This is a genomic window from Enterobacter cloacae complex sp. I1M, from assembly GCF_014982425.1.
Classification (GTDB): domain Bacteria; phylum Pseudomonadota; class Gammaproteobacteria; order Enterobacterales; family Enterobacteriaceae; genus Enterobacter; species Enterobacter intestinihominis.
The window spans coordinates 47,343-63,948 of the sequence record NZ_JADCLG010000029.1; the positions used below are offsets into that span (position 1 = coordinate 47,343).

Consider the following 16,606-nt stretch of genomic DNA (forward strand, 5'->3'; position numbering starts at 1 on the left):
GTCGCCCAAATAACGGGCAAAACACAGGAATAAATCGATGAATATGACAAGACTGAAGATTTCTAAAACTCTGCTGGCTGTAACGTTGGGTAGTGTCCTGGTAAGCGGTTCTGCTCTGGCGGAATCCAGCACCATGGATAAAGCGCAAAATACCGCTAATACCGCAGGGGAAAAAATCGATAGCTCTATGAATAAAGTCGGTAATTTCATGGATGACAGCTCTATCACAGCAAAAGTGAAAGCCGCACTGGTGGATCATGAATCCATTAAGAGCACCGATATTTCTGTTAAAACCGACAACAAGGTTGTCACTCTGAGCGGTTTCGTTGAAAGCCAGACCCAGGCTGAAGAGGCCGTTAAAGTAGCGAAAGGCGTTGAGGGCGTAAGCTCTGTAAGCGACAAACTGCACGTACGTGACAGCAAAGAATCGTCGGTGAAGGGCTATGCCGGAGATGCAGCAACTACCAGCGAAATCAAAGCTAAACTGTTAGCTGACGACATCGTGCCATCCCGTATGGTGAAAGTTGAAACCACCGATGGTGTGGTCCAGCTGTCCGGTACGGTTGAGAACCAGGCACAAAGCGATCGTGCCGAGTCAATTGCGAAAGCTATTGATGGTGTGAAAAGCGTCAAAAACGATCTGAAAACGAAGTAAAGCAGTACCACTCGCCCGTCTGGCTGAAAACCGCGGGCGAAATAAAAACGACTCTGGAAAAGCCGGTGAGTGACCTGAGCGCTCACGTTTAGCGGCCGACATTAACTATGGTAAAGGAGAGGCTTATGTTTCGTTGGGGCATTATATTTCTGGTTATCGCGTTAATTGCCGCCGCATTGGGCTTTGGTGGACTGGCGGGTACCGCGGCATGGGCAGCGAAAATTGTTTTCGTCGTCGGTATTATTCTGTTCCTGGTCAGCCTGTTTACGGGTCGACGTCGCCCGTAGCAAACGCAATAGTTATTAAACAAACTCAAGCCAGTCCTCGTGACTGGCTTTTTCTCGTTTGAGAACCATCGGGAATGTGCGTTACTGTGTCTCATCAAAATAATCAAAACAGGAAGGCAGAGGTGGGGCAACGAATTCCCGTGACGCTCGGCAATATTGCGCCGCTGACGTTAAAACCGTTTCATGCAGGCCAGCTTGCGCTGGTCTGTGAAGGGGGCGGGCAGCGCGGTATTTTTACCGCCGGCGTGCTCGACGAATTTATGCGCGCGCAATTCAACCCGTTCGATCTCTACTTCGGTACCTCTGCCGGGGCGCAGAACCTCTCCGCCTATGTCTGCAACCAGCCCGGCTATGCGCGCAAAGTGATTATGCGCTACACCACCTCCAAAGAATTCTTCAATCCGGTACGCTTCGTGCGCGGCGGGAACCTGATCGATCTCGACTGGTTACTGGATGCCACCTCCAGCCAGATGCCGCTGGCCATGGATACCGCGTCACGACTGTTCGATACCGGCAAAGCGTTCTGGATGTGCGCCAGCCGTGGCGATGACTATTCGCCGGGTTACTTTTCGCCGCAGAAAGAGAACTGGCTGGATATCATTCGCGCTTCCAGCGCGATCCCGGGTTTCTACCGTACCGGCGCGCTGCTGGAGGGGATAAACTATCTTGACGGCGGTATCAGCGACGCGGTGCCGGTACAGGAGGCCGCACGGCGCGGGGCGAAAACCATTGTGGTGATCCGCACGGTGCCTTCGCAGATGTATTACACCCCACAGTGGTTTAAGCGGATGGAACGCTGGCTGGGCGACAGCAGCCTGCAACCGCTGGTGAATATCGCGAAGCAGCATGAAACCACCTACGGCGCGATGCAGCGTTTTATTGAAAAACCACCGGGCAAGCTGCGCATCTTTGAAATTTACCCGCCGAAGCCGCTGCTGAGCATGGCGCTGGGCAGTCGGCTGCCTGCGTTGCGTATGGATTACAAAACGGGGCGGCTATGCGGGCGATACTTCCTGGCGACCGTCGGGAAAATGCTGGCCGAGCAACCGCCTCTTCATCGGCATAAAAGCATCATATTGCCACCCGCTAGTGTGGCCAATGACGCGGTGGCGATGCCGTTGGTGGACGCGCCGCAGGCCAACGACGGCATACTCGATAACGAGGACCTGGCGTGACGCACTCTTTTATCGATACCCATTGCCACTTTGATTTCCCGCCGTTTAGCGGGGAGGAAACATCAAGTATTGCGCGTGCGGCTGAGGCCGGTGTGAGAGCCATTATTGTGCCCGCTATTGAAGCGGCGAGATTCGAGAAAGTCCTGGCGCTTGCCCAGGGTCACGATGCGCTGTATGCCGCGCTGGGTCTGCATCCGATCGTGATTGAGCACCATCTTGATGACCATCTCGACAGGCTGGATGCCACGCTGCAAAACGCGGATACGAAGCTGGTTGCCATCGGTGAGATCGGCCTCGATCTCTATCGTGAAGATCCGCAGTTTGAGCGCCAGCAGACGATCCTGGATGCGCAGCTCCGGCTGGCAAAGCGCCACGATCTGCCGGTGATCCTCCACTCCAGGCGTACCCATGACAAACTGGCGATGCACCTGAAGCGCATCGACGTGCCGCGCAGGGGCGTGGTCCATGGTTTCGCTGGAAGCCTTCAGCAGGCGCAGCGTTTTATCGAGCTGGGCTATAAAATTGGTGTCGGTGGCACTATCACCTATCCGCGAGCCAGCAAAACCCGGGATGTGATGGCGCAACTCCCCCTGTCTTCGCTCCTGCTGGAAACGGATGCCCCTGACATGCCGCTGAATGGTTTTCAGGGCCAGCCCAACCGTCCGGAGCAGGCGGCGCGCGTTTTTGATGTGCTGTGCGAGCTGCGTCAGGAGCCTGAAGATGTGATTGCCAGCGCGCTGCTGGAAAATACCCGCGCGGTCTTCGGCATCACGCTATAGATAAAGGGCCGGGCGGATCACCGTGATCTGCTGCCTTTCCAGGGCCTGCGCCAGCGGCTCGATGTCCTCCGGCGCGGCGCTCCGCCATCGCGCCGCCTCCCCGTAAACCCCATGGGCATGAAACGCGTTGATCCGCACCGGAACGTTCCCCAACGCGTGGATAAAAGCGGTCAGCGATGACAGATGTTGCAGATAATCACACCGATCGGGGATCACCAGCAGGCGCAGCTCCGTCAGGCGATGACGATCGGCCAGCCAGCGGATGCTCTGCTTGATCAGCGTGTTTTCGCGCCCGGTCAGAAAACGGTGATGTTCATTGCCCCAGGCTTTCAGATCCACCATCGCGCCGTCAAACACCGGTAACAGCTTTTGCCAGCCGGTTTCGCTTAACAGGCCGTTGCTGTCCACCAGGCACGTCAGATGGCGCAGGGACGGATCGGCTTTGATCGCGGTGAACAGCGCAACCACAAACGGCAGCTGCGTGGTGGCCTCACCCCCGCTGACGGTCACGCCCTCAATAAACGGCGCGGACGTGCGGATCCGTGAGAGGATCTCCTCGACGCTGTATCGCTGCGCCATCGGCGTCGCCTGCTGCTGACACAGGTGCAGGCAGGTGTCGCACTGCTGACAGTGACTCTCCTGCCACCAGACGCGCCCGGCCTGAATCGTCAGCGCATCATGAGGACAGTGGGGAACACAGTCGCCGCAGTCGTTGCAGCGCCCGATGGTCCATGGGTTGTGGCAGGTTTTGCAGCGCAGGTTACAGCCCTGGAGGAACAGCGCCAGGCGGCTGCCCGGCCCGTCCACGCAGGAGAAGGGAATAACCTGACTAACTAAAGCGCATCTGCTGTTCATGGCTTATCACGCGTGGCTGACGTTCCAGAATACGGGTATTGCGCGCGGCCTCCTCGCCGAGCCAGGTGGTGTTGGTGCGCGAGCCGGCCTCCCGATATTTCTCCAGGTCGGAGAGCCGCACCATATACCCGGTGACGCGCACCAGGTCGTTTCCGGCCACATTCGCGGTGAACTCACGCATACCGGCGTTGAACGCTCCCAGGCACAGCTGCACCACCGCCTGAGGATTGCGTTTAACCGTCTCATCCAGGGTGAGAATATCGCTGATCCCCGAATGATAGTGTTTATGGTGCGGGGCTACGGCCAGCAGGTGGCTGATGGGATCTGGCTCGTCACCGTACGGCAGACGCGCCCCCGGCGTGGTGCCTGAATCAGAACTGATCCCTGACTGTGCGTGCAGCATCGCGCGGTGCTGCCAGCCGTGTTTCACCGGCGTGTTTTCTACGAACGCCGCCAGCTGTTCACTGATGCGGTAGCCCAGCGCATTGGCCTGCTCGTTTTTACCGTACCGTCCCGTAATGCCTGCTTTCTCGCACAGCACGTTTACCGCTTCGGCCAGACCGTACATGCCAAACATCGGTACAAAACGATCGGCATCAATCAGCCCCTCTTTCACCAGGAAGCTATTCTCAAAGAAGCCGGATTGTTCATATAAAAAATCGCAGCGCGCATTGATGATCGCGATTTGTTGCTGGCAGTAGTGGGGAAGGGTACGGGTGAAAAAGTCTTCCGGTGAGCGGCTGTGCTCCGCAATCGCTTTCAGGTTAAGGCGCACCAGCGTGCTGCCGCCGCCCGCCAGCGGCAGGGAGTTGTAACAGCTCACCACGCCATAGCGACCTTTTGTGAAAATTTTATCATTTACCGGGCCATTGGAAATATGCGGCTTACTACACTCACAAATGTTTTTCGCCACGCTCATCAGCAGATCGTCAGGGGTGACGTCCGGGTCGTAAATAAAGGTCAGGTTCGGCGCGACCTGCTTCAGCTCTGCGTCCGCTCGCAAAATGGCACGCGTGACGGGCGTATCCGCCGGGCCGATATTGGCATGCATAAAGGCATCGGGCAGGGTTCTGTCCAGGTAACGCCAGAAACGTTTTATTCGGCTATCGATTTCATCCTGTGTTAGAATTTTAACATATGGGTTGAGTATCTCATCGAGCTGACCCAGATAGACTGGCATTGATGTGACGGACGGAACATGGTGATAAAGGATAGTGAGCAGTGAGAGGGCATCATCCAGATCTTTCGCCCCTTCCAGCTCCAGCCATTCTGAGCCGTTAGCCAGAAATTTAGCGTAGTCCGGCAGCACGTAGCGCGGTTTGTAAGGTGCATGACCTTCGAACATGTCGCAGATGTATCCCTCGTCCAGCGCGGCGCGGGCCGCCTCTGGCAGAGCGGGATAGAGCAGATTGTTCTCCGCTTCCAGCGCCAGAAAATGACGTTTTTGTTCCGGGGTTAACACCGGGCTGGTCACAATGTGCTGGCATCGTTGTTGCAGGGCGTCGGGCATGTTCAACTTCCTTGAGGGTTCTGCGGATGGTGAACGAATTGTAAGAAGCCAGCCTGCCGGGGCTTTTGATCCGACAGGGGGTATCGCTGCTTTTGTCGGCGGTTGACGCATGAAAGTTTGAAGAAGATCTCATTACAGTAATGCAAATTTGCACACAGTTTTCATTAACTGTGATGAATGTCGAAGTGTGGATGCGGGTGAATGTTAGAATACTCACAGACCCGCAAGGTAAAATTTATACGGCACTGCCGTTGGAGAATGTTATGACCGATTTAACTGCAAGCAGCCTGCGCGCGTTGAAACTGATGGACCTGACCACCCTGAATGATGACGACACCAATGAAAAAGTCATCGCCCTGTGCCATCAGGCAAAAACGCCAGTGGGTAATACCGCCGCCGTCTGTATCTACCCGCGTTTTATCCCGATTGCCCGCAAAACGCTGAAAGAACAGGGCACGCCGGACGTGCGCATTGCGACCGTGACTAACTTCCCGCACGGTAATGACGACATCGAGATCGCGCTGGCGGAAACCCGCGCGGCGATTGCGTACGGCGCAGACGAAGTTGACGTGGTTTTCCCGTACCGCGCGCTGATCGCCGGCAACGAGCAGGTCGGTTTTGACCTGGTGAAAGCCTGTAAAGACGCATGTGCGGCGGCAAACGTGCTGCTTAAAGTGATCATCGAAACCGGCGAGCTGAAAGAAGAGGCGCTGATTCGTAAAGCGTCTGAAATCGCTATCAAAGCGGGCGCGGATTTCATTAAAACCTCTACCGGTAAAGTGCCGGTCAACGCGACTCCGGAAAGCGCGCGCATCATGATGGAAGTTATCCGTGATATGGGCGTGTCCAAAACCGTTGGCTTCAAACCGGCAGGCGGCGTGCGTACCGCAGAAGACGCGCAGCAGTTTCTGGCGATTGCCGACGAGCTGTTCGGCGCCGACTGGGCGGACTCCCGCCACTACCGCTTCGGCGCGTCCAGCCTGCTGGCCAGCCTGCTGAAAGCGCTGGGTCACGGTGACGGTAAGAGCGCAAGCAGCTACTAAGTTTGAATTGCCGGGTGGCGCTACGCTAACCCGGCCTACAGGATCGTAGGGCGGGTCAACATACCCGCCGCCATTCACCCGATTCCGCATGGAGGTTACCGTGTTTCTCGCACAAGAAATTATTCGTAAAAAACGTGATGGTCATGCATTAAGCGACGAAGAGATCCGCTTCTTTATCAACGGCATTCGTGATAACACCATCTCTGAAGGGCAGATTGCGGCTCTGGCGATGACCATTTTCTTCCACGATATGTCGATGCCTGAGCGCGTGTCCCTGACCATGGCGATGCGAGATTCAGGAACCGTTCTGGACTGGAAAAGCCTTAACCTCAACGGCCCGATTGTGGACAAACACTCCACCGGCGGTGTGGGCGACGTGACCTCCCTGATGCTTGGCCCGATGGTGGCAGCCTGCGGCGGTTACATCCCGATGATTTCCGGGCGCGGCCTGGGTCATACCGGCGGTACGCTCGACAAACTGGAAGCCATTCCGGGCTTCGATATCTTCCCGGATGACAACCGCTTCCGCGACATTATTAAAGACGTTGGCGTGGCGATTATCGGCCAGACCAGCTCTCTTGCGCCAGCAGACAAGCGTTTCTACGCGACGCGTGACATTACCGCGACCGTAGACTCCATCCCGCTGATCACCGCCTCTATCCTCGCCAAAAAGCTGGCGGAAGGGCTGGACGCGCTGGTGATGGATGTGAAAGTGGGCAGCGGCGCGTTTATGCCGACCTATGAACTCTCTGAGGCGCTGGCTGAAGCGATCGTTGGCGTTTCCAACGGCGCGGGCGTGCGCACCACCGCACTGCTGACGGACATGAACCAGGTGCTGGCGTCCAGCGCCGGTAACGCCGTTGAAGTCCGCGAGGCCGTGCAGTTCCTCACAGGCGAATACCGTAACCCGCGCCTGTTCGATGTCACCATGGCGCTGTGCGTTGAGATGCTCATCTCCGGCAAGCTGGCCAAAGACGACGCTGACGCGCGCGCGAAGCTTCAGGCGGTGCTGGACAACGGCAAAGCGGCGGAGATCTTTGGTCGGATGGTGGCGGCGCAGAAAGGCCCGACCGACTTCGTGGAAAACTACGCGAAATACCTGCCCACCGCGATGCTCAGCAAAGCGGTCTATGCGGACAGCGAAGGCTTTGTCTCGGCTATGGATACCCGCGCGCTCGGCATGGCGGTCGTGTCTATGGGCGGCGGTCGTCGTCAGGCATCGGACACCATTGATTACAGCGTCGGCTTTACCGATATGGCCCGTCTGGGCGACAGCGTTGACGGCCAACGTCCGCTGGCGGTGATCCACGCGAAAGACGAAGCCAGCTGGCAGGACGCGGCGAAAGCGGTGAAGGCGGCAATAACTCTTGACGATAAAGCACCGGAAACCACACCGACGGTCTATCGTCGTATCACTGAATAGCGGTATACTGATCTGATCGCATTTTTATGAAGCACTAAGTACGGAGAACAATTATGAAACGTGCATTTATTATGGTGCTGGACTCATTCGGCATCGGCGCAACCGAAGATGCAGAACGTTTTGGTGACGTGGGTTCCGATACCCTGGGTCACATCGCGGAAGCCTGTGCAAAAGGCGAAGCGGACAACGGTCGTAAAGGCCCTCTGAACCTGCCAAACCTGACCCGCCTCGGGCTGGTAAAAGCGCATGAAGGTTCTACCGGTAAAATCGCAGCCGGTATGGACGGAAACGCGGAAGTGGTGGGCGCCTACGCGTGGGCGCACGAGCTCTCTTCCGGTAAAGATACGCCGTCCGGTCACTGGGAAATCGCTGGCGTGCCGGTGCTGTTTGACTGGGGTTACTTCTCCGATCACGAGAACAGCTTCCCGCAGGAGCTGCTCGATAAGCTGGTGAAGCGCGCCAACCTGCCGGGCTACCTCGGCAACTGCCACTCTTCCGGTACCGTGATTCTGGATCAGCTCGGCGAAGAGCACATGAAAACCGGCAAACCGATTTTCTATACCTCTGCTGACTCTGTGTTCCAGATCGCCTGCCACGAAGAGACGTTTGGCCTGGATAAACTGTACGAGCTGTGCGAGATCGCCCGTGAAGAGCTGACCGAAGGCGGCTACAACATTGGCCGTGTTATCGCGCGTCCGTTTATCGGCGACAAAGCGGGTAACTTCCAGCGTACCGGCAACCGTCACGATCTGGCCGTGGAGCCACCGGCGCCGACCGTGCTGCAAAAACTCGTCGACGAGAAAGACGGCCAGGTCGTTTCCGTAGGTAAAATCGCGGACATCTACGCTAACTGCGGCATCACCAAAAAGGTCAAAGCGACCGGTCTGGATGCGCTGTTCGACGCCACCATCAAAGAGATGAAAGAAGCGGGCGACAAGACCATTGTCTTCACCAACTTCGTGGACTTCGACTCCTCCTGGGGTCACCGTCGCGACGTCGCCGGGTATGCTGCGGGTCTGGAGCTGTTTGACCGCCGTCTGCCAGAGTTGATGGAGCTGGTGGGGGAAGATGACATTCTGATCCTGACCGCTGACCATGGCTGTGACCCGACCTGGACCGGTACCGACCACACCCGTGAGCACATTCCGGTGCTGGTGTACGGCCCGAAAGTCAAACCGGGCTCGCTGGGTCATCGTGAAACCTTCGCGGACATCGGCCAGACGATTGCGAAATACTTTGGTACGTCTGACATGGAATATGGCAAGGCTATGTTCTAAACGGATTGGGTGAGGCCTGATGCCCTCGCCCCGACCCTCTCCCACAGGGAGAGGGAGAACAGAATGTAGGCCGGGTAAGGCGCAGCCGCCACCCGGCAAAAACAACAATGTAAAAGGAACTGAAGATGGCAACTCCTCACATTAATGCAGAAATGGGTGATTTCGCTGACGTCGTATTGATGCCGGGCGACCCGCTGCGCGCGAAACACATTGCAGAAACCTTCCTCGAAGACGTGCGTGAAGTGAACAACGTGCGTGGCATGCTGGGCTTCACCGGTACCTATAAAGGCCGCAAAATCTCCGTGATGGGTCACGGCATGGGTATCCCATCCTGCTCCATCTACACCAAAGAGCTGATCACCGATTTCGGTGTGAAGAAAATCATCCGTGTCGGCTCCTGCGGCGCGGTGCGCATGGACGTTAAGCTGCGTGACGTGGTGATCGGCATGGGCGCGTGCACCGACTCTAAAGTCAACCGCATTCGCTTTAAAGATCATGACTTTGCGGCCATCGCTGATTTTGACATGGTGCGTAACGCGGTTGACGCAGCAAAAGCGCTGGGCGTTGACGCGCGCGTGGGCAACCTGTTCTCTGCCGATCTGTTCTACTCGCCAGAAGGCGACATGTTCGACGTGATGGAAAAATACGGCATTCTGGGCGTGGAAATGGAAGCGGCCGGTATCTACGGCGTGGCGGCTGAATTCGGTGCGAAAGCGCTGACCATCTGCACCGTGTCTGACCATATCCGTACTCACGAGCAGACCACCGCTGCCGAGCGTCAGACCACCTTCAACGACATGATCAAAATCGCGCTGGAATCCGTTCTGCTGGGCGATAAAGAGTAAGAGCTGTTGTGCCGGGTGGCGGCCTCGCCTGACCCGGCCTACGGTTTTGTAGGCCCGCTAAGCGCAGCGCCAGCGGGCTTTTTTACTAGCGCACGGCCTGAGCAATCCACGCCGATACATCCCGCAGCTCTTTTTCCTGCTCCGGAAAATCCCCAATCAATGCATCACACTCCTGCTGCAACATATCCGCCCGATACAGACAGCCCTGTAAACGTGCGGCCAGCGCCTCCAGCGGTGCAGGATTGAGACTATCCGTAAAGACCTGCGTGCGGGTAATATGGCCCTTCTCCACGTCAAAGTGCAGCTCAACGCCGCCCCATGTAAATCGCTCATCCAGCAGGTGTGAAAACGCCGGTGCCTGACCGAAGTTCCACTCCCAGCTGCTCTGGCGCGCAAAGGTTTCCGCGAAGTTGGGCAGGTCCGGTGTTTTGTCAGGGGAGATCACTTCAGCTTCTACCCGCTCACCGTAATGTTCGAAGAAGGCTTCACGGATCGCATCGCAAATGCGTTCATGAGTAATCCCCGGCAGCAGATCCACCAGATTCGCCACGCGACCGCGCACGGAGGTAATGCCTTTCGCCTGGAGCTTTTTCTTGTCCGGGTTCAGATAGTTTGCCAGACGGCTCAGATCGGCATTCAGCAATAATGTGCCGTGGTGGAATCCGCGATCCATCGTTTCGCGGTAGGCTGAGCCTGACACTTTCCGGTCCCCTTCAGGTGTTTTCACTACCAGATCGTTACGACCCGAGGCTTCAGCCGTCACGCCGAGCGAATTGAGCGCGTTGAGCACAATGGAGGTCGAGATGGTTTTGTCGTATTCCGGCTTGCCCGCCATAAAGGTAAAGCAGGTGTTGCCGAGATCGTGGAACACCGCACCGCCGCCGCTGCTGCGGCGCGCCAGGCGGACGTTGTCCTCTTCCATACGGCGGGTGTTACACTCTTTCCACGGATTTTGCGCGCGGCCAATAACGACCGTATCAGCGTTGCGCCAGAGAAACAGGACGCGCTGGGTGGCGGGCATCTGGCGGAAGATGCACTCTTCCACCGCGAGATTAAACCAGGGATCGTAAGAGTCAGAGATAAGCAGGCGTAACGTCGACATGGCAGAGTTCCTTTTCCGAATCATCCGCCTACTTTATCACTATTCTTTCTTCTCGCTCTCTTCCTCTTCGGGAACTGACTTGCTGGCGGTTAACAGGAACGGCGACTGCTGCCAGCGGGTGCGCTTGCCTTGCAGCAGCGTGCGCGCCAGTACCACGCCAATCGCCAGCGAGAGCAGCAGCATCAGGCGCAAAATATTGGTGGTGTTATCCACCTGTTTGGCTTCGGTTGGCAGGGTGTGGGTGTCGAGTGTCAGACGTAAATAGCCGAGTGGGCCATTCTTGCCCTGAATGGGTTCAACGATTTGTTGATTGAAATAACCGCCAGCTTTTTTGCCGTCCAGCGCCAGCCTGTCGCGCACGTCGACATGCTCACCCGCGCGGGCAATCAGGTCGCCCTGTTCATCGTACACGCCCGCATCCAGAATGCGGCTGTTTTCCGTAAGCTGGCGCAATACCTGCGCTATCCGCTTGTCATCCGGTGTTTCGGTGCGCATAGACGGCGCAACGTTGAGCGTCACCTGGCGCGCCAGCGTACGGGCCAGTTCTTCAAACTGCGGGTTACGCTGTCGTTGGTGATTCTGGCTAAACCAGGATGCCCCCTGCATAAGCGCCACTAATAGTGCGAGACAGATCAGGACAATCACGGCGCGATGAAGCCGGAATTTCAGTTTTGCGCGAGCCATATTCCACCTGCTTAAAATTTACGGCTTAATGTTGCCAGAAGTGATGGTTACAGGGTAGCCTCATGCGTTATTTTCCCTCTGGAACCTTCCGGCGCGAACGAAATTACAGGAGCTTCAATGCCGAACATTACCTGGTGCGACCTGCCAACGGATGTCTCTTTATGGCCAGGATTGCCGCTCTCTTTAAGTGGCGATGAGGTGATGCCTCTCGATTACCACGCTGGCCGTAGCGGCTGGCTGCTGTACGGACGCGGCCTGGATAAGCAACGCCTCACCCAGTATCAAACTAAACTGGGCGCAGCGATGGTCATCGTTGCGGCCTGGTGCGTGGAAGATTATCAGGTTATTCGCCTGGCGGGTTCCCTGACGCAGCGCGCCACGCGTCTGGCGCACGATGCCGGGCTGGACGTAGCCCCGCTCGGCAAAATTCCGCACCTGAAAACGCCTGGCCTGCTGGTGATGGACATGGACTCCACCGCCATTCAGATCGAGTGTATTGACGAGATTGCTAAACTGGCGGGCAGCGGCGAGCTGGTGGCGGAAGTCACCGAGCGCGCGATGCGCGGCGAGCTGGATTTCACCGCCAGCCTGAGACAGCGCGTGGCGACCCTGAAGGGGGCCGATGCTAACATTTTGCGTCAGGTGCGCGATGAACTGCCCCTGATGCCAGGACTGACGCAGCTGGTGCTCAAGCTGGAGACGCTCGGCTGGAAAGTGGCGATTGCCTCCGGTGGGTTCACCTTCTTTGCCGATTACCTGCGTGACAAGCTGCGTCTGACCACCGTGGTGGCAAACGAGCTGGAGATCATGGACGGCAAACTCACCGGACAAGTGATTGGCGACATCGTGGATGCGCAGTACAAAGCCAATACGCTGACGCGTCTGGCGGAGAAATATGCCATTCCGGTCGAGCAGACCGTAGCCATCGGCGATGGCGCGAACGATCTGCCGATGATCAAAGTTGCCGGACTGGGTATTGCCTACCACGCCAAGCCGAAAGTGAATGAAAAGACGGAAGTCACTATCCGTCATGCTGACCTGATGGGCGTGTTCTGCATTCTCTCCGGCAGCATTAATCAAAAATAGCGGCCTGCTTTTGTAGGCCGGGTAAGCGTCAGCGCTATCCGGCGCGCAGACCGCACAGAAATAACGAGGTAAACCGTGGCGAAAGCTCCAAAACGCGCATTTGTCTGTAATGAATGTGGTGCGGATTATCCGCGCTGGCAGGGGCAATGCAGCGCCTGTCATGCCTGGAACACCATCACCGAAGTGCGTGGTGTGGCGGCTTCGCCGAGCGTGGCCCGCAATGAACGGCTGAGCGGCTATGCGGGCAATGCAGGCGTGTCGAAGGTACAAAAACTTTCGGATATCAGCCTTGAGGCGCTGCCGCGCTTCTCAACCGGATTCAAAGAATTTGACCGCGTACTCGGCGGTGGCGTAGTGCCGGGCAGCGCCATTCTGATCGGCGGTAACCCGGGCGCGGGTAAATCGACCCTGCTGCTGCAAACGCTCTGCAAGCTCGCCGAACAGATGAAAACCCTGTACGTCACGGGCGAAGAGTCACTCCAGCAGGTGGCGATGCGCGCGCACCGCCTCGGTCTGCCGACCGGCAATCTGAATATGCTCTCGGAAACCAGCATCGAGCAGATCTGCATGATCGCCGAAGAAGAGCAGCCGAAGCTCATGGTGATCGACTCCATCCAGGTGATGCACATGGCGGACATTCAGTCGTCACCGGGGAGCGTGGCGCAGGTGCGTGAAACGGCTGCGTACTTAACGCGCTTTGCCAAAACGCGCGGCGTAGCGATAGTGATGGTGGGCCACGTCACCAAAGACGGCTCGCTGGCCGGCCCGAAAGTGCTTGAGCACTGTATCGACTGCTCGGTGATGCTCGACGGCGATGCGGATTCCCGTTTTCGTACCCTGCGCAGCCATAAAAACCGCTTCGGCGCGGTGAATGAACTGGGCGTGTTTGCCATGACCGAGCAGGGGCTACGCGAAGTCAGCAACCCGTCGGCCATCTTCCTGAGCCGTGGCGACGAAATTACGTCCGGTAGTTCGGTGATGGTGCTGTGGGAGGGGACGCGTCCGCTGCTGGTTGAAATTCAGGCGCTGGTGGATCACTCGATGATGGGTAATCCGCGGCGCGTGGCGGTCGGTCTGGAACAGAACCGCCTGGCGATCCTGCTGGCGGTGTTGCACCGTCACGGCGGCCTGCAAATGGCGGATCAGGACGTGTTCGTCAACGTGGTTGGTGGGGTGAAGGTTACGGAAACCAGCGCGGATCTGGCGCTGTTGCTGGCGATGGTCTCCAGCCTGCGTGACAGACCGTTGCCGCAGGATCTGGTGGTATTTGGCGAAGTAGGGCTGGCGGGCGAAATTCGCCCGGTGCCGAGCGGTCAGGAGCGTATCTCCGAAGCGGCAAAACATGGCTTCCGCCGCGCAATTGTTCCGGCCGCCAACGTGCCGAAAAAAATCCCGGAAGGGATGCAGGTTTTTGGCGTTAAAAAACTCGCAGATGCGTTAAATGTCTTTGACGACTTATAATTACGTATTCGATTTTGCAGGAGGCACCGTAATTTATGTCATCATTTGACTACATCAAGACCGCTATCCGCCAGAAGGGTTGCACATTACAGCAGGTAGCGGACGCCAGCGGCATGACCAAGGGCTACCTGAGCCAACTGCTGAACGCCAAAATCAAAAGCCCCAGCGCGCAGAAGCTGGAAGCGCTGCACCGTTTTCTGGGGCTTGAATTTCCGCGGATGCAAAAGAACATTGGCGTGGTGTTCGGTAAGTTCTACCCGCTGCATACCGGCCACATCTATCTGATCCAGCGCGCCTGTAGCCAGGTCGACGAGCTGCATATCATCATGGGTTATGATGAAACCCGCGATCGCCAGCTGTTTGAAGACAGCGCCATGTCGCAGCAGCCCACCGTGCCGGACCGCCTGCGCTGGCTGCTTCAGACCTTTAAGTATCAGAAAAATATTCGTATTCATGCCTTTAACGAAGAGGGCATGGAGCCGTACCCGCACGGCTGGGACGTGTGGAGTAACGGCATCAAAGCGTTTATGGAAGAGAAGGGCATTGCGCCTAACTGGATCTACACCTCTGAAGAGTCCGACGCGCCGCAGTTCCGCGAGCATCTGGGCATCGAAACCGTGCTGATCGATCCTAAACGCACCTTTATGAACATCAGCGGGGCGCAGATCCGCGAGAACCCGTTCCGCTACTGGGACTACATTCCGACCGAGGTGAAGCCGTTCTTCGTGCGTACGGTGGCGATCCTCGGCGGCGAGTCGAGCGGGAAATCGACGCTGGTGAATAAGCTGGCGAATATCTTCAATACCACCAGTGCGTGGGAGTATGGCCGCGATTACGTCTTCTCACACCTCGGTGGTGACGAGATGGCATTACAGTATTCCGACTACGATAAAATCGCGCTCGGTCATGCCCAATACATTGATTTCGCGGTGAAATACGCCAATAAAGTCGCCTTTATTGATACCGATTTCGTCACCACGCAGGCGTTCTGTAAAAAGTACGAAGGACGTGAGCACCCGTTTGTGCAGGCGCTGATTGATGAATACCGCTTTGATCTGGTTATCCTGCTGGAAAACAACACCCCATGGGTAGCCGACGGCATGCGCAGCCTGGGCAGCTCGGTAGACAGGCGTGAGTTCCAGACCATGCTGGTGGAGATGCTTAACGAGAACAACGTTGAGTTTGTGCATGTGGAAGAGTCGGATTACGACACCCGTTTCCTGCGCTGCGTCGAGCTGGTGAAAGAGATGATGGGTGAGCAGGGGTAAAAGATTTACCCCTCACCCTAACCCTCTCCCCAAAGGGGAGAGGGGATCGCACGGAGCTGTCTTTACCCTCTCCCCCGTGGGGAGAGGGCAGGGTGAGGGGGAACAAACCACTCAGAACTCAACCACCACTTTCCCACGCATATGCCCCTCCAGCACCATGCGGTGCGCTTCGGTAATGCTTTCCACGCTCAGCCCGTGCAGCGTTTCGCTGAGCGAGCTTTCCACCACGCCGTTATCCACCAGCTTCGCCACCTCATTTAAAATCTCGCCCTGGCGCGCCATATCCGCGGTCTGGTACATGCTGCGGGTGTACATAAATTCCCAGTGCAGGGCGGCAGATTTGGACTTCAGCTTGTCCTGGTTTAGCGGATGCGCATTTTCAACGATGGAACAAATGTGTCCCTGAGGGGCAATCAGATCGCTGACCGCATCCCAGTGCCCGTCGGTGTCGTTGAGGATAAAAATGTAATCCACAAAGGTGAGCCCCTGTTTCGCCAGTTCACCCTTCAGGTCGCGGTAATCTACGACAACGTCAGCCCCGCGATCGCGACACCATCGGGCGGAATCTTCTCGTGAGGCGGTTGCGACGATCTTCACCTTACTGTTGTGCTTCGCAAACGGGATCGCCAGCGATCCGACTCCACCCGCGCCGCCAATTATCAGCAGCGTTTTATCTGCGTCGGCATCCTGAATCTTCAGCCGTTCAAACAGGCCTTCCCACGCGGTGAGCGCCGTCAGCGGCAGTGCTGCCGCAGAGGCCCAGCCAAGGTTTGCAGGCTTGTGCCCGACAATGCGCGCATCGATAAGCTGGTGCGTGGTATTGCTGCCCGGTCGGGTGATATCCCCCGCGTACCATACTTCGTCACCCGGTTTAAATCCGGTGACGCCAGCCCCGACGGCTTTGACGATCCCGCTGGCATCCCACCCGAGAATGCGCGGCTCCTTCAGCACGCTTTTAGCAATGCCTGCATGTACCTTGGTGTCCACCGGGTTTACGGAGACGGCTTTCACCTCCACCAGCAGATCGTACTCGCCGGGCTGCGGCATCGGCGGGGTAATTTCAACGAAGGTGGAGGGATTTTCTGGGTTAACGGCAATGGCTTTAACAGACATGATGTTCTCCTCAATGAATGCGTTGTGTTGAGGCTAGTCTATT

At 57.1% G+C, this 16,606-nt stretch carries 16 protein-coding genes; 11 read left to right on the forward strand and 5 right to left on the reverse strand.

What is annotated here, in order from left to right; translation table 11 throughout:
- Positions 1-37: 37 nt before the first annotated feature.
- From osmY to INF86_RS17315, 4 genes are all read left to right on the forward strand, one after another.
- The gene (osmY, locus tag INF86_RS17300) at positions 38-655 is read left to right on the forward strand and encodes a molecular chaperone OsmY (RefSeq protein ID WP_022646982.1); all 618 of its coding nucleotides are present in this window, start codon (positions 38-40) and stop codon (positions 653-655) included.
- 125 nt (positions 656-780) lie between these two features.
- Positions 781-942 carry a DUF1328 domain-containing protein gene (locus INF86_RS17305; protein ID WP_003856556.1) on the forward strand — a complete coding sequence of 54 codons (162 nt, stop codon included), beginning with the start codon at positions 781-783 and terminating at the stop codon, positions 940-942.
- 122 nt (positions 943-1,064) lie between these two features.
- On the forward strand, positions 1,065-2,117 hold the full coding sequence (locus tag INF86_RS17310; protein WP_023299272.1) for a patatin family protein: 1,053 nt from the start codon (positions 1,065-1,067) through the stop codon (positions 2,115-2,117).
- Positions 2,114-2,896 (forward strand): TatD family hydrolase, encoded by a 783-nt coding sequence (locus INF86_RS17315; protein ID WP_022646984.1) that lies wholly within the window; start codon positions 2,114-2,116, stop codon positions 2,894-2,896. Before INF86_RS17310 ends, INF86_RS17315 begins: the two co-directional genes overlap by 4 nt.
- Here INF86_RS17315 and INF86_RS17320 read toward each other — a convergent pair.
- Complete coding sequence (locus INF86_RS17320) at positions 2,891-3,751, reverse strand: YjjW family glycine radical enzyme activase (RefSeq protein ID WP_023299274.1); 861 nt, start codon at positions 3,749-3,751, stop codon at positions 2,891-2,893. The genes INF86_RS17315 and INF86_RS17320 overlap by 6 nt on opposite strands.
- Complete coding sequence (locus tag INF86_RS17325; protein ID WP_032625398.1) at positions 3,726-5,261, reverse strand: YjjI family glycine radical enzyme; 1,536 nt, start codon at positions 5,259-5,261, stop codon at positions 3,726-3,728. The genes INF86_RS17320 and INF86_RS17325 overlap by 26 nt, the downstream gene beginning before the upstream one ends.
- 263 nt (positions 5,262-5,524) lie before the next feature.
- Between INF86_RS17325 and deoC the strand changes: the two genes are divergently transcribed.
- The 4 genes from deoC to deoD all read left to right on the forward strand — a co-directional run bounded on the left by deoC (position 5,525) and on the right by deoD (position 9,849).
- Positions 5,525-6,304 (forward strand): deoxyribose-phosphate aldolase, encoded by a 780-nt coding sequence (gene deoC, locus INF86_RS17330; protein WP_022646987.1) that lies wholly within the window; start codon positions 5,525-5,527, stop codon positions 6,302-6,304.
- A gap of 100 nt (positions 6,305-6,404) precedes the next feature.
- The gene (deoA, locus tag INF86_RS17335) at positions 6,405-7,727 is read left to right on the forward strand and encodes a thymidine phosphorylase (RefSeq protein WP_023299277.1); all 1,323 of its coding nucleotides are present in this window, start codon (positions 6,405-6,407) and stop codon (positions 7,725-7,727) included.
- Between the two features lie 53 nt (positions 7,728-7,780).
- Positions 7,781-9,004, forward strand: coding sequence for a phosphopentomutase (gene deoB / locus INF86_RS17340; protein WP_022646989.1), 1,224 nt, complete (start codon positions 7,781-7,783; stop codon positions 9,002-9,004).
- Between the two features lie 125 nt (positions 9,005-9,129).
- Positions 9,130-9,849: a purine-nucleoside phosphorylase gene (deoD, locus tag INF86_RS17345; protein ID WP_003856538.1), complete on the forward strand. Its 720-nt coding sequence runs from the start codon at positions 9,130-9,132 to the stop codon at positions 9,847-9,849.
- Between the two features lie 85 nt (positions 9,850-9,934).
- On the opposite strand, the gene lplA is transcribed toward deoD, so the two are convergent.
- Together lplA and INF86_RS17355 are read right to left on the reverse strand one after the other, a co-directional pair.
- Entirely contained in the window at positions 9,935-10,951 is a 1,017-nt protein-coding gene (gene lplA / locus INF86_RS17350) for a lipoate--protein ligase LplA (RefSeq protein WP_046619846.1), read from the reverse strand.
- A 39-nt stretch (positions 10,952-10,990) separates the two neighbouring features.
- The gene (locus tag INF86_RS17355) at positions 10,991-11,635 is read right to left on the reverse strand and encodes a YtjB family periplasmic protein (protein ID WP_015572615.1); all 645 of its coding nucleotides are present in this window, start codon (positions 11,633-11,635) and stop codon (positions 10,991-10,993) included.
- Between the two features lie 117 nt (positions 11,636-11,752).
- Between INF86_RS17355 and serB the strand changes: the two genes are divergently transcribed.
- From serB to nadR, 3 genes are all read left to right on the forward strand, one after another.
- Positions 11,753-12,721, forward strand: a complete 969-nt coding sequence (serB, locus tag INF86_RS17360; RefSeq protein ID WP_003856524.1) for a phosphoserine phosphatase — start codon at positions 11,753-11,755, stop codon at positions 12,719-12,721.
- Between the two features lie 75 nt (positions 12,722-12,796).
- A complete protein-coding gene (gene radA / locus INF86_RS17365; RefSeq protein WP_003856523.1) occupies positions 12,797-14,182 on the forward strand; it encodes a DNA repair protein RadA in 1,386 nt (461 codons plus the stop codon).
- 35 nt (positions 14,183-14,217) lie between these two features.
- Positions 14,218-15,450 carry a multifunctional transcriptional regulator/nicotinamide-nucleotide adenylyltransferase/ribosylnicotinamide kinase NadR gene (gene nadR / locus INF86_RS17370; protein WP_003856522.1) on the forward strand — a complete coding sequence of 411 codons (1,233 nt, stop codon included), beginning with the start codon at positions 14,218-14,220 and terminating at the stop codon, positions 15,448-15,450.
- A 111-nt stretch (positions 15,451-15,561) separates the two neighbouring features.
- Here the strand turns inward: nadR and INF86_RS17375 are convergent, their stop codons facing one another.
- Positions 15,562-16,563 carry a zinc-binding alcohol dehydrogenase family protein gene (locus tag INF86_RS17375; protein WP_193543754.1) on the reverse strand — a complete coding sequence of 334 codons (1,002 nt, stop codon included), beginning with the start codon at positions 16,561-16,563 and terminating at the stop codon, positions 15,562-15,564.
- Positions 16,564-16,606: the final 43 nt, after the last annotated feature.

Bases quoted from the DNA above. Each gene is read 5' to 3' on its own strand.
- osmY (WP_022646982.1), top strand. From the start codon at position 38: ATGAATATGACAAGACTGAAGATTTCTAAAACTCTGCTGGCTGTAACG.
- INF86_RS17305 (WP_003856556.1), top strand. From the start codon at position 781: ATGTTTCGTTGGGGCATTATATTTCTGGTTATCGCGTTAATTGCCGCC.
- INF86_RS17320 (WP_023299274.1), bottom strand. From the start codon at position 3,751: ATGAACAGCAGATGCGCTTTAGTTAGTCAGGTTATTCCCTTCTCCTGC.
- INF86_RS17325 (WP_032625398.1), bottom strand. From the start codon at position 5,261: ATGCCCGACGCCCTGCAACAACGATGCCAGCACATTGTGACCAGCCCG.
- deoC (WP_022646987.1), top strand. From the start codon at position 5,525: ATGACCGATTTAACTGCAAGCAGCCTGCGCGCGTTGAAACTGATGGAC.
- deoB (WP_022646989.1), top strand. From the start codon at position 7,781: ATGAAACGTGCATTTATTATGGTGCTGGACTCATTCGGCATCGGCGCA.
- deoD (WP_003856538.1), top strand. From the start codon at position 9,130: ATGGCAACTCCTCACATTAATGCAGAAATGGGTGATTTCGCTGACGTC.
- lplA (WP_046619846.1), bottom strand. From the start codon at position 10,951: ATGTCGACGTTACGCCTGCTTATCTCTGACTCTTACGATCCCTGGTTT.
- INF86_RS17355 (WP_015572615.1), bottom strand. From the start codon at position 11,635: ATGGCTCGCGCAAAACTGAAATTCCGGCTTCATCGCGCCGTGATTGTC.
- serB (WP_003856524.1), top strand. From the start codon at position 11,753: ATGCCGAACATTACCTGGTGCGACCTGCCAACGGATGTCTCTTTATGG.
- nadR (WP_003856522.1), top strand. From the start codon at position 14,218: ATGTCATCATTTGACTACATCAAGACCGCTATCCGCCAGAAGGGTTGC.
- INF86_RS17375 (WP_193543754.1), bottom strand. From the start codon at position 16,563: ATGTCTGTTAAAGCCATTGCCGTTAACCCAGAAAATCCCTCCACCTTC.